This is a genomic window from Micromonospora pisi, from assembly GCF_003633685.1.
Classification (GTDB): domain Bacteria; phylum Actinomycetota; class Actinomycetes; order Mycobacteriales; family Micromonosporaceae; genus Micromonospora_G; species Micromonospora_G pisi.
Map to the genome: position 1 here is coordinate 3,680,943 of NZ_RBKT01000001.1, position 11,943 is coordinate 3,692,885.

Annotated in this window: 11 protein-coding genes and 1 pseudogene; 4 read left to right on the forward strand and 8 right to left on the reverse strand. The window is 71.4% G+C overall.

Annotated elements, in window-relative coordinates:
• Positions 1 to 166 precede the first annotated feature (166 nt).
• On the reverse strand, positions 167 to 421 hold the full coding sequence (locus BDK92_RS15395) for a glutaredoxin family protein (RefSeq protein WP_121162180.1): 255 nt from the start codon (positions 419 to 421) through the stop codon (positions 167 to 169).
• Positions 422 to 1,013: 592 nt separating this feature from the next.
• Here BDK92_RS15395 and BDK92_RS15400 point away from each other — a divergent pair.
• The 4 genes and pseudogenes from BDK92_RS15400 (at position 1,014) to BDK92_RS15415 (ending at position 5,455) form a co-directional block, all read left to right on the forward strand.
• Positions 1,014 to 1,985 (forward strand): ECF subfamily RNA polymerase sigma factor, BldN family, encoded by a 972-nt coding sequence (locus BDK92_RS15400; protein ID WP_425462235.1) that lies wholly within the window; start codon positions 1,014 to 1,016, stop codon positions 1,983 to 1,985.
• Between the two features lie 256 nt (positions 1,986 to 2,241).
• Positions 2,242 to 3,117: pseudogene (locus tag BDK92_RS15405) on the forward strand (DUF5667 domain-containing protein); the annotation flags it as partial.
• A 359-nt stretch (positions 3,118 to 3,476) separates the two neighbouring features.
• Positions 3,477 to 4,352 carry an HAD family hydrolase gene (locus BDK92_RS15410; RefSeq protein ID WP_121157344.1) on the forward strand — a complete coding sequence of 292 codons (876 nt, stop codon included), beginning with the start codon at positions 3,477 to 3,479 and terminating at the stop codon, positions 4,350 to 4,352.
• Complete coding sequence (locus BDK92_RS15415; protein ID WP_121157345.1) at positions 4,349 to 5,455, forward strand: hypothetical protein; 1,107 nt, start codon at positions 4,349 to 4,351, stop codon at positions 5,453 to 5,455. Before BDK92_RS15410 ends, BDK92_RS15415 begins: the two co-directional genes overlap by 4 nt.
• A gap of 45 nt (positions 5,456 to 5,500) precedes the next feature.
• Here BDK92_RS15415 and BDK92_RS15420 read toward each other — a convergent pair whose 3' ends face one another.
• The 7 genes from BDK92_RS15420 to BDK92_RS15450 form a co-directional block, all read right to left on the reverse strand.
• A complete protein-coding gene (locus tag BDK92_RS15420; RefSeq protein WP_121157346.1) occupies positions 5,501 to 6,406 on the reverse strand; it encodes a lysophospholipid acyltransferase family protein in 906 nt (301 codons plus the stop codon).
• A 6-nt stretch (positions 6,407 to 6,412) separates the two neighbouring features.
• Positions 6,413 to 7,507, reverse strand: a complete 1,095-nt coding sequence (locus BDK92_RS15425) for an NAD-dependent epimerase/dehydratase family protein (protein WP_121162184.1) — start codon at positions 7,505 to 7,507, stop codon at positions 6,413 to 6,415.
• 123 nt (positions 7,508 to 7,630) lie between these two features.
• Positions 7,631 to 7,732 (reverse strand): 30S ribosomal protein bS22, encoded by a 102-nt coding sequence (locus BDK92_RS15430; protein ID WP_020520584.1) that lies wholly within the window; start codon positions 7,730 to 7,732, stop codon positions 7,631 to 7,633.
• 251 nt (positions 7,733 to 7,983) lie between these two features.
• Positions 7,984 to 8,196 carry a helix-turn-helix domain-containing protein gene (locus BDK92_RS15435; protein ID WP_121157347.1) on the reverse strand — a complete coding sequence of 71 codons (213 nt, stop codon included), beginning with the start codon at positions 8,194 to 8,196 and terminating at the stop codon, positions 7,984 to 7,986.
• 234 nt (positions 8,197 to 8,430) lie between these two features.
• On the reverse strand, positions 8,431 to 9,615 hold the full coding sequence (locus BDK92_RS15440; RefSeq protein WP_121157348.1) for an ABC transporter permease: 1,185 nt from the start codon (positions 9,613 to 9,615) through the stop codon (positions 8,431 to 8,433).
• A gap of 12 nt (positions 9,616 to 9,627) precedes the next feature.
• On the reverse strand, positions 9,628 to 10,521 hold the full coding sequence (locus BDK92_RS15445) for an ABC transporter ATP-binding protein (protein ID WP_246017050.1): 894 nt from the start codon (positions 10,519 to 10,521) through the stop codon (positions 9,628 to 9,630).
• Positions 10,518 to 11,906, reverse strand: coding sequence for an efflux RND transporter periplasmic adaptor subunit (locus BDK92_RS15450; RefSeq protein ID WP_121157349.1), 1,389 nt, complete (start codon positions 11,904 to 11,906; stop codon positions 10,518 to 10,520). The genes BDK92_RS15445 and BDK92_RS15450 overlap by 4 nt, the downstream gene beginning before the upstream one ends.
• Between the last annotated feature and the right edge of the window lie 37 nt (positions 11,907 to 11,943).

Sequence of the window (11,943 nt, forward strand, 5' to 3'; positions counted from 1 at the left end):
ACCTCCCCACCCTCCCCCGCCTCCCTCCCCTCCCCCGCCTCCCCGCCTCCCCCGCCCCCTCCCCGTCGATCTAGGGCGAATTGTCGTCGCCAGAGATCAACAAGCAGGGACTTGCCCTAGATCGACGAGCCGGGGTGGGGGCCAGGGGCGGGTGGGGGTGGGGTGGTTAGGGGGTGGTGGGGGTCAGGTCGCGGAGGAGGCGGGCTTCCTCGACGCGCCAGTAGCCGTGCTCCTTGCCATCGAGCAGCACCACCGGCACACGGTCGCCGTACTCGCGTTCGAGTTCGAGATCACCGCTGACGTCCACCTCGACCCAACGGTCACCCGTGGCCGCCACCACCCGGTCGATGGCTTCCTTCGCCACCTCGCACAGGTGGCACCCGGGGCGGGTGATGAGAGTCAGTCGCGGTTCGCTCGCCATGGTGTTCTCCCAGGTCCGGCACTGATCGCAGAAGTCTGGCACAGACCCGCCCCGACCGGTCCCGCACATCGATGACAGACGGCCCCTCGACACCACCGGTGCGTCACGGTACCGTCCACGAGACCACGTCCCCGCGTGGAAATATCACCGCCGGGACCAACTACCACCGCTAGCACCTTTGCCGGCGGCACGCCAAGTCGTGCTGCCTTTCGGCGTGTTGCGGTGTTTTAGCAGGTCACACCCCTCGTGACCGGACTGTCCGGGATCCGACAACGCACAATTGGTCCGGTCCATCTGGGCAAATCTGGGAAATACTTTGGCTCTGTGTAACGGACTCGCCACGCGTGGGTGACGTTGGCCCTATCATCACTCGGGTCGGCTCACCCCTTTTGCTGTGAGTCGACACCCCTCAGCCCGAGGAGGCCGCCGTGCCTGTAACTGCACTGCACCAGCACCTCAAGGGTGCGTGCCGCCAACCGGGGCGGTCTGCCGCCGGTGTGGTGGATCGTGCCGGTCCAGGCCTGGGTCGCGGCATCGCCGCCGCGACATCGCGGCCACCGGTTCCGCTGGCGTACCGGCTCGGGGAGGGCCTGTGAGCACTTACGGATACGCGGACGCGGCACGTAGCCGCGAGGTCCGATCCGCCCGCGTCGCCCTGAACCAGGGGCTGACCCAGCTGCGTGTCTCCATGGACGACATGCTGAGCCTCGCGGTACGCGGGGAGGGCAGTCCGAAACGGACCAGGAACAGACCACACCCGAACGAGACGCCGTCGCGGCACACGCCGCCGGGCAGCAACGCCCGACCGATCAGCGGTCGGGTGACCAGTCCGACCCGGCCGACGATGCCGGCCCAGCCGGGGCCCGGTCAGACCGGCCCACGGCCGGACGCGCCGGAGACCGAGACCGCGATCCTGCCGGTCGTGCCCGCCGTCGATCCGGCGCCCGCACCGTCGGGGCCGCCACCGACCGGCTACCCGGACCGGCCGGATCCGTCCGATCCGGCGACCGAGGTGTGGAAGCTGATCGAGCGGGCCCAGCAGGGCGAGTCCGAGGCGTTCGGGTTGATCTACGACCGGTACGTGGACACCGTCTTCCGGTTCGTCTACTTCCGGGTCGGTAACCGGCAGCTCGCCGAGGACCTGACCTCGGACACCTTCCTGCGTGCCCTCAAGCGGATCGGCAGCTTCACCTGGCAGGGCCGGGACCTCGGCGCCTGGCTGGTGACGATTGCCCGGAACCTGGTGGCGGACCACTTCAAGTCCGGACGCTACCGCCTCGAAGTTACTACGGGTGACGTTCTGGATGCTGACCGTGAGGATCGAGGGCCGGAAGGAAGCCCGGAGTCCGCAGTGGTCGAACACATCACCAACATGGCCCTGCTCGGCGCGGTCAAGCAACTCAACCCCGAACAGCAGGAGTGCATCGTGCTCCGCTTCCTCCAAGGCTTCTCGGTCGCGGAGACGGCCCAGACCATGGGGAAGAACGAGGGCGCGATCAAGGCGCTCCAGTACCGGGCCGTACGCGCCCTGGCCCGGCTGCTGCCGGACGGATTTCAGCCGTGAGTCCAGCCGATCCTGGTTACTCAGTCGCGGCAACACCGATCACTCATCGTGATAGTGGAACCGAACGGCCCGTAACCGGCCGGGCTTACCGGGCGTTTGTCCCGGTGCGACGGGCGGTTGCCCAGGCAAACCGCCGGCCCGTCGGTCCGGCCGACTGAGTTGGTCGCAACCGACGCGGCCCGGACCCGAGCCGCCGTCGCACGGTCGGCGACGATGCCGCCCGTACGGCCGTGACCAGCGAAGGGAGGTGCCCGCGGTGAATCTGAACATATTCCGCCGCTGGCGCGCCGAGCGCTTCGCGCAACTTCTCGACGAAGCCAACGGAGGCCGTCGACACCACATCCGCTCCCGTGTCGACGACGACCTCGCCGAACTGGTGACGGTCGGGCAGCGGGTACGTGGTGCCCAGCCGTCCGTCGACATCGACGTCGACCCCACGTTCCGAGACGAGCTGCGAATCATGCTGCTCGCCGCCGCCGAACAGGCGGCAATGCAGAACGCGGGTGGGGCCGAGCAGGGCGCCCGGCGGACCGGCGGCGCCGGTAGCCGGGCGACACGAGGGGGCCAACGAACCCGGGCACGGGTCCGGGGCTCGATCATCGTCGGCGTGGCCGTCGGCGCGATCGCGGTCTCCGGAATGTCGGCGGCGAGCGAGAACGCCCTGCCCGGCGACGCCCTGTACGGGGTCAAGCGCTCCACCGAACGCGCCCAGCTCGCCCTGGCCAGCTCCGACCTGAGCCGAGGACAGCTCTTCCTCGACTTCGCCCAGACCCGGCTCGCCGAGGCGATCGCGGTCCGGGACGACAGGGTCGGATTCGCCGCTGTCCTGGACGATATGGACGCGGACACCCGGCAGGGCATCAAACTGCTCAACACCTCGGCCGCACAGCGTCGCGACGCGGCGGCGCTCGACGCGATCGGTACGTTCCTCACCGGGCAGCGGCGGCAGATCACCGAGTTGTTGGACAGCACCAGCCCCGCCAACAGCCAACGGGTCTCCGACTCACTCACCCTGCTCGACTCGATCGGCCGGCGGGCGGACCTGCTCCGGGCCGCGCTCCAGTGCGGCGCCGACCCGGCCGCACGGGTCGACAACCTGGGGCCGTTGCCACGGGCCTGCGGCGGCAGCCGCAGCTCGAACGGGCAGCAGCAGAGTTCCTCCCAGGAAAGCCGGCCGCAGAACACCCGGACCCCGGCTTCGCCCCGTCCGGAGGTGTCGGCCGAACCCGAGCTGACGCCGACCAGCGACCCCGAACGGCAGTTGGAGCAGGGGACGATCCTCAAGAAACCGGCGGGCGACACGACCGCTCCGGTGGATGCCCGACCGGCCGAGTAGGGGCTGGTAGCGCCGCACAGTTCAGGCAACCGTGGTGGGGGTCCAGACCTTGGTCTGGACCCCCACCACGTGTGGGAGCGGCATCCGGTGCGGCCGGCCCGGTTAGGCTCGCTGGAGGCACGCGCCGTTTCGGTCGATCGGAGGGAGGTCCGCGGGTGGCCCGCACCCGAAAGGTGACCGTCAGCACGGACGCACATGGTCACACCGCCGGCTGGGCCGCGACGGAGTTGGAGACGAACCTCGCCCCGCTCCCGGACCAGAATGCCGCCGCCTTCTTCGACGTCGACAACACGATGATGCAGGGCGCCTCGATCTACTGGTTCGCCCGCGGACTCGCCGCGCGCAACTATTTCACCACCGGCGACCTCGCCCGCTTCGCCTGGCAGCAGCTACGGTTCCGGCTGCTCACCACCGAACACGCCGGTGACATGTCCCATGCGAAGCAGGCCGCACTCGCCTTCGTCGAGGGCTGGCGGGTGGAGGACATGGAGCGGCTCAGCGAGGAGATCTTCGACGAGTTGATGGCGCCGAGAATCTGGGCCGGCACCCGGGCCCTGGCCCAACTGCACCTCGACGCCGGCCAGCGGGTCTGGCTGGTGAGCGCGGCACCGGTCGAGATCGGTCGGGTCATCGCGACCCGGCTCGGACTGACCGGTGCGATCGGTACGGTCGCCGAGGTGCAGGACGGGGCGTACACCGGGCGGCTCGTCGGTGACCTGATGCACGGGCCGGCCAAGGCGGACGCCGTACGTCAGCTCGCCGCCGTGGAGCAACTGGACCTGGCCCGGTGCGTGGCGTACAGCGACTCCTCCAACGATCTGCCGATGCTCTCCGTCGTCGGTCGGGCGGTGGCGATCAACCCGGACAACGCACTGCGGCAGACCGCACGGATGCGCGGCTGGGAGGTGCGTGACTTCCGTACCGGTCTGAAGGCCGCCCGGATCGCGGTGCCGTCGACGGTCGCCGCCGGCCTGCTCGCCGGGGCGGTGACCGCGGGACTCGCGGTACGACGCCGCCGGCAGAGCCGGTGAACGCCACCGGGCCGGTACGCCGGCAACTGGTCGGCCTCGCTGCGGCCCTGGCCGCCGGTGGGGTCCTGCTCGCCCTGCCGGCCGCCACCAGCGACCCGGCACCCGGGCCGAAGGTCAGCACCTTCGCGGAGGTCTGGCCGGACAGCCAACCGGTGGAGATCCCGGCGTCCCTTCCGGACGGCCCGGCCTACAGTCCGGTCCACTTTCTCGACGCGCGCACCTCGGTCGGTACCGCACCGAGCCCGGAGGGGACGGACCTGCGGCTGGTGCTGCGGGCTGCGGACGGGGCGGTCCGCGAACTGCGCCGGCTCCCGATCGCCGACGCACCGCAGTTCATTGGCTTCACCCGGGACGGTGACCAGTTGGCCTGGGCCGAGTCGACCTCGGGTGAGGACGGCGTCGGTCGGACCGAACTGTGGACGACGAATGTCGCCTCGGCCGGGCCGGCCCGGCGGCTCACCACCGACACCGGCGCCATGGTCTTCATGAACTCGCAGTACGACATGGTCATCCACTCGGGAAGGCTGTACTGGGCGGCAGCGGCCCCGGGTGAGGAGCCCGCGACGGAGATCCGTTCGGTGGCGCTCGCCGGTGGGCCGGTCTCGGTCCGTACCGAGCAGGGCGCGTGGTCCATCTCCGCGTACCCGTGGTTGGCCAGCGCGGGCGCCGGGGCGAGCGGGCCGGTCCTGCTGCGTAACCTCGACCAGCGCAAGGTGATCGAGGTCGATGCGACCGGCTCCGAGCTGGTCACCTGTAGCCCCACCTGGTGCCGGGTGCTGGTGCTCGCCGCCGACGGGCCGGGGCGGATCGAGCTGATGCGACCGGACGGCACAGGCCGGCAGCGGGTGGCCGGTGGAGTGGCCACGGCGGCGGTCATCGACGTCGCGGTCCTCGACCGGTTCGAGGTGGTCACCCTCGCCGACGCGCAGCGTACGGCCACGGACAATCAGCAACTGCTGCTGTACGACGCGCGTGACCAGCGGACCGTGGTGGTGGCCGAGGGCAGCGGTCTGGTGCTCTGCCGCGACGGCATCCTCTGGTGGTCCACCGGGGGCAGCGACATCACCGCGTGGCACGCGCTGGACCTGCGCACCCTGCGCTGACCGTCGAGCCCGCCCGGCTGTCGGCTGCCGGGGTGGGGTGGTCGGTCAGGGTCCGAACGGGTCCGGGCGGCGTTCCAGTAGCTGGTGCAGGGTCTGCTGGATGGTCTCGCGTACCTGGTCGGCCAGGTTGAACACGACCAGTGGGTCGTCCGCCTGGTCGGCCATCCCCTCGGTCGAGATCGGCGGGCAGAACTCGATCAGCCACTTGCTCGGCAGCGGCACCATGCCGAGTGGGCCGAGCCACGGGAAGGTCGGCGTCACCGGGAAGTACGGCAGCTTGAGCAGCCGGGCCAGCGGCTTGATGTCGGCGAGCATCGGGTACGTCTCCTCGGCGCCGACGATCGCCACCGGAATGATCGGGGTGCCGGTACGCAGCGCCGCCGAGACGAATCCGCCCCGGCCGAATCGTTGCAGCTTGTAGCGGTCGGCGTAGAGCTTGCCGACGCCCTTGAAGCCCTCGGGGAAGACGCCGACCAGTTCGCCCCGGCCCATCAGCCGCTCGGCGTCGGGATTGCACGCCATCGTGCCGCCGGTCTTGCGGGCGAGTTCGGAGACGACCGGCATCCGGAACACGATGTCGGCGCCGAGCAGGCGCAGATAGCGGCGGGCCGGGTGGTGGTCGTGCAGGACCGCGGAGAGGATCAACGCGTCCAGCGCGACCGTTCCGGAGTGGTTGCCGACGACCAGGCCGGCGCCGGTGGCCGGCAGGTTCTCCACCCCGCTGACCTCGGTACGGAACCATTCCCGGTAGAGCTGACGCAGCAGTGGGTGGATGACCCGGTCGGTCAGCTCGGGGTCGAAGCCGAAGTCGTCGATCTCGTACTGACCGGCGAGACGGCGTCGGAGGAAGGCGAGCCCGGACGCGACGCGCCGATCCCAGATGTCGCCCGGCTGGTCGGTGACCGCCGAGCCGATCGGCTCGGGTGCGGGCGTCCGCCCGTTTTCACTCATCTACGGTCACTCACCGGTGGTCGCTGCTCCAGACGGGTTGGCCACCGCGGTGCGGACCTGACGAATCCGGTCGAGGATCGCCTGTTCGGCGGCGGCGAGCTGCTCGGCGCGGACCACGGTGCGGTCGGTGTGGCCGCTGATGAAGTCGTCGAACGCCACCGCCGTGGAACGCGGGGTGAAGCCGTATTCCGTGGTCAGGCGGGTGGTGTCGACCACCCGGCCGTGCACGAAGAGGTCGACCTGGTCCAGGCCGTAGCGCCCGAAGCCGAGGGTACGGGCGATGCCGGCGGCGCCGGAGAGACCGGGTTCCAGCACCGGTACGGCGACCCGCCCGGATCGCCGGATCGCCTGCGACAGCGCGAGCACCCCCGGCCCGGCGACGTTGTACGTGCCGCCGTGTTCCTCAGTCACCGAGCGGTGGAGCACTTCGAGCGCGTCCTCGATGTGCAGGAACTGCAACCGGGGATCCCGGCCGAGCACGGTCGGCACGACCCGCTGGGCGAAATAGCGGGTGAGGGTGGTGTCGGCGGTGGAGCCGATGAACGGGGCGAAACGCAGCACGGTGGCGGTGACGTCGGGTCGACGCCGCCGGAAGCCGCGTACGTAGCCCTCGATGTCGAGGATGTCGCGAGCGAATCCGCCGCGCGGCACCGCGTGCGGCTCGGTCTCCTCGGTGAAGACGGCCGGGTCACGGAACGAGGCCCCGTAGGCGGCGGTGGAGGAACGGACCACCAGCCGGCGCAGCCGGGGCGCCCGCTGGCAGGCGGCGAGCAGCTGCATGGTGCCGATGACGTTCTGTTCCTTCATCGCCGCCCGCCCGCCGTGCTGCTGGTCGGGGGCGGTCACGAGGGCGAGGTGGACCACCGAGTCGGCACCCAGCTCGTCGATGACGGTGCCGACCGAGGCCACGTCGGCGCGTACCCGTTCGACCTGGTCGAGCAGGGGGGCCAGTTCGGGGGACGGGTCAGCGGCGTCGAGCCCGACCACCCGCTCGATCCGTGGATCGGCGGCGAGGCGGGCCGCGACGTGGGCGCCGAGGTAGCGGCTGACGCCGGTCACGACGACAACCCCCGGTGCACCTGAGGTGCCGCCGGGGGTCATCCCATGCTCCTCGTCAGCGTGTACGGGCGCTGACGCCCAGACCACCGCGACCATGTCACGGGTGCCTCCGAGGGTCTACGGGTGGCAAGTGGTGCCATTGGCCGGGCGTTGGCCCGGCCCTGGTCACTTGCCGAGCTTGCGACGCTGGACGCGGGTCTTGCGCAGCAGCTTGCGGTGCTTCTTCTTAGCCATGCGCTTGCGGCGCTTCTTGACCACCGAGCCCATACGACAGCCCTTCCGATACAACGTGCGGGTCGGTCCGGGAGCCATCGTGGGATGTCTCCGGAAACCGAGCTGGACAACGGACCGGATCCGGCCGGTGGGTGTTGGACGCACCAAGGTGGGATCACGGTCGCGGTCCAGGGTAGCCGTCGCCCCTGCACAGGACCAACGCGGCCCCATGCACACCTGTCACGGCGCCGGCCACGACCACCCCGGCCTGCGTCGGCAGGACGCTGACCGGAGTCCTCCGTGGGTCAGGCCGTTTCCTGGAACGCCCCGCGCAGGTACTCGTGCACCGCGTGCTCCGGCACCCGGAACGACCGGCCGACCCGCACCGCGGTGAGTTCACCGGAGTGCACGAGCCGGTAGACGGTCATCTTCGAAACCCGCATCAGCGTCGCCACCTCGGCGACGGTCAGGAACCTGACCTCCGACAGCCGAGCGTCGGACTGTGGTGATCCCGTCATGGCCCACCGACCCATCCCATTCCCCGGCGCGCGCCCCCGGGCAGGCTGCTCCCGCGCCACGGTGGGCAACGCGCGTGTTACCAGTACGGTAGCGGGACGGCTGTGACCTGCGCGATCCCTTCACGCTGTTGATCATATGTCGTCAAGCTGCCACACCGCCCCGAGCAGGCATTTTCCACTCGGCAGGGGACAGAAAGCCGACGGCCGAACAACAAACGGTGGGTGAGCTGCCGGTCACTCCGCGCGCAGGGCGACCACCGGGTCGAGCCGGCCGGCCCGCCGCGCCGGCAGCACACCGAAGACGATCCCCACCACCGCCGACACCCCGAAGGCCAGCGCCAGCGACCAACCGGTGACCGTCGCCGGAACCGGGGAGAGTGCGGCCACCGACCACGCCCCGGTAATGCCGAGCGCCACCCCGGCCACCCCACCGAGCGTGGTCAACAGCACCGCCTCCAGCAGGAACTGCAGACCGATATCCCGGGGACGGGCACCGACCGCCATGCGCAGACCGATCTCCCGGGTCCGCTCGCGTACCGAGATCAGCATGATGTTGGATACGCCGACGCCGCCGACCAGCAGCGAGACCCCGGCGATCGCGGCCAGCACCCCGGTCAGTACGCCGAGGATGTCGCCGAGTACGCCGAGAATCTGCTCCTGGGTCACCGCACTGAACTCGGTGTCCGGATGCCGGGCGGTCAACTCGCCGACGATCCGGTCCCCCAGTTCGCTGATCCGCTCGCGATCCGGTGCCCGTACCGCGATCCCGTCGATCCTCGACGTGCCGTAGAGCCGGTGCGCGGCGGTGATCGGTACGTGTACCTCGCCATCCCGGTCCACGCCGAGACTCTGCCCCAGCGGGGCGAAGGTGCCGATCACCCGGAACCGCACCGAGGCGATCGATATCTGCTGACCGACCGGGTCCCGGTCACCGAAGAGCGTCGCGGCCACGGTCGAGCCGAGCACCGCCACCCGACGCGCCCCGTCCACATCGGAGGCCCTGAAGTAGGTGCCCCGGGCGACGTCGCGTACGAAGACCCTCGGGGTGGTCTCCAGCACCCCCTGCACGGTGCCGAACGCCGACCGGGAGCCGGCCCGTACGGTCTCGCCGGAGGCGACCGTGGCGGTGACCCGCCCCGGGTCGCCGACCACCCGGGACACCGCGGCGACGTCCGACAGGTCGAGCCGGGACACCGCGGGCGCCGCACCGAAGTCGAGTCGACCGGGGACCACCACGAGCAGATTCGACCCGAGGCCCTCGACCTGCTCCTCCACCTCGCGCTTCGCGCCGGTGCCGATCGCCACGAGCAGCACCACGGCGGCGACGCCGATGATCACACCAAGCATGGTCAGTCCGCTGCGCGTCCGGTTGGACCGCAACGCGTTCCGGGCCACCCGCCAGCCCTCAGCCAGCCGCATGATGTCCCCGCCTCATCGGCTGCCGCCGCGTCGCGGCATGGGGAGGGGATGGGACGGGCGAAGGCGCCCGGTGGCTCCGGCGGCGCCACCGGAGCCACCGGACGGGTGCCCCGACTCGCTTCCGGACGCGAACCGGGGCTCCGCGCTGGGAGCGGCGTCCACTATCTCAGGTGCCGCGACGGCTCTCGGCGGCACCGGGGAGTCGGTGGCGATCAACCCATCCCGGATGATGACCTGTCGCCGCGTACGGGCGGCCAGTGACCGGTCGTGCGTCACCAGTACGACCGCGACCCCGCGCTCGGTGTTCAGTTCCTCCAGCAACGCCAGGACGGACTCGCCGGTAACGCTGTCGAGATTGCCGGTCGGCTCGTCGGCGAGCAGGACGGCCGGGTCGGTGACCAGCGCGCGGGCGATCGCCACCCGCTGCTGTTCACCGCCGGATAGCTGGTTCGGCCGGTGGTCGAGCCGATGCCCCAGCCCGACCCGGGTCAGCGTCTCTACCGCGCGGGCGCGCCGCTGCCGGGCACCGGTCCCCCGGTAGACCAGGGGGAGCGCCACGTTCTCCACCGCGCTCGTCCGGGGCAGCAGGTGGAACGACTGGAACACAAAACCGATCGTGCGGTTGCGCAGGTCCGCCAGTTCCGGCGCGGTCAGCGTACGGATGTCTCGACCGCCGATGCGCAGTTCACCGCCGGTCGGGCGGTCCAGGCCACCGAGCAGGTGCATCAGGGTCGACTTGCCGGAGCCGGACGGCCCGACGATCGAGAGATGGTCCCCCGGCATGATCCGCAGTGAGACTCCCCGCAGTGCCGCTACCCGACCCGCGCCGAGGTCGTAGCTCCGTACCACGTCGATCGCCTCGACCGCCGGCTCGTCCCGGTTCAGGTGCACCGCCGACCGGGTCAAGAGATCTGCTGTCCGGTACGGATCCGGTCGGTGCCACCGACCACGAGCCGTTCCCCCGGCTGCACGCCGTCGAGGATCTGGACGAGTTCGGTGCCCTGGACACCGACGGTCACCGGGACCCGTTCGGCCCGGCCGGAACGGACCAGCCAGACGTTGTCCCGTCCCTGTTCGGAGAAGAGCGCGGCGGCCGGCACGGTCACCACGTCGTCGGCCTGGCGTACGCGCAGGTGGACCAGGGCGCTCATGCCGGGGCGGGGAGCGGGGGCGGGGCGGCCGTCGACGAACCGCCCGCCGGCCAGGGTGAGCCGGACCCGGTAACCGACGCCGGCCCCCGCGCCAGCGGCCGGCAGTACGTCGACCGCCCGCACCCGGGCGTCGTACGTGGCCCCGGGGGCGGCGTCGAACTCGACGGCGGCCGGGAGCCCGGGGGTGACCAGCAGGACATCGGTCTCGTCCACCTCGGCGACCAGTCCGAGTTCGGCGACGTCCACCACCGTCATGATCGGTGTACCGGCGGTGACCCGGCCGCCCACCGGAACCGCCTCGTCGACGCCGGGCACCGCCGGGCCGGCCGTCCGCCGCTCGCCGCCGGCCCCGCCGCTGAGGCCGGCCGCGCCGAGCAGGTCGCCGAGGGTGCCGCCGGGGCCGGTGCCGTCGCCGGTCCCGCCGAACTGGACGACTCCGCCGACCGGTGCCCGGAGGGTCAGTGCGTCCACCGTCGCCCGGGCCAGCTCGTACGCCTGCTGCGCCTGGACCCGTTGCGCGGCGGTCAGTGCACCGACGGCCGCATTGAGCTGGGCAACTCCCCGCTGGGCGGCGCGTACGGCCTGGTTGGCGGCGCGGGCGGCGGTGGCGTACTGCTGTTCGGCGGCCCGTACCTGGTGGAGCTGGGCATCGCGGAGCCCGGGTTCGGTGATCTTCCCGGCGGCGTCCCGGGCGGCTGCGAAGGCACGGGCCGCAGCCTGGTCGGTGGCCCGCTGGCTGCGGGTCAGCTCGGTCCGTCGAATGCCGCCGGTGCCCTGTCCGGCCCGCCGGGCCGAGTCGAGTGCCTGTTCGGACTGCTTGAGCCGGTTCCGGGCGCCGGGTGAGTCGATCACGGCGAGGATCTGGCCGGCGGTGACCGTGGCACCGGGTTCGACCCGCAGGTCGGCCAGGAGGCCGTCGGCGGGTGCGCTGACGGTCGCCACGGCCCGCGCGGTGACATTGGCCGGGGCGTCGACGAGTTCCGCGACGCTGGCCCGGGAGACGCTGCCGAGCGCGACGGGCGCCGCCTCGTCACCGCAGGCGACGGCACCGAGACTGACCAGGACCACCGAGCCGGCGACGAGAGCGGGCAGGAGGGGCCGCGACGGTGCGTACGCGTGCGGCGACGGAACGCGACTCACGGGCTCATGCTACGAGCAACGCCCCCGGTACGAGCGG

Bases quoted from the DNA above. Each gene is read 5' to 3' on its own strand.
- BDK92_RS15430 (WP_020520584.1), bottom strand. From the start codon at position 7,732: ATGGGCTCGGTGGTCAAGAAGCGCCGCAAGCGCATGGCTAAGAAGAAG.
- BDK92_RS15425 (WP_121162184.1), bottom strand. From the start codon at position 7,507: ATGACCCCCGGCGGCACCTCAGGTGCACCGGGGGTTGTCGTCGTGACC.
- BDK92_RS15395 (WP_121162180.1), bottom strand. From the start codon at position 421: ATGGCGAGCGAACCGCGACTGACTCTCATCACCCGCCCCGGGTGCCAC.
- BDK92_RS15435 (WP_121157347.1), bottom strand. From the start codon at position 8,196: ATGACGGGATCACCACAGTCCGACGCTCGGCTGTCGGAGGTCAGGTTC.
- BDK92_RS15440 (WP_121157348.1), bottom strand. From the start codon at position 9,615: ATGCGGCTGGCTGAGGGCTGGCGGGTGGCCCGGAACGCGTTGCGGTCC.
- BDK92_RS15420 (WP_121157346.1), bottom strand. From the start codon at position 6,406: ATGAGTGAAAACGGGCGGACGCCCGCACCCGAGCCGATCGGCTCGGCG.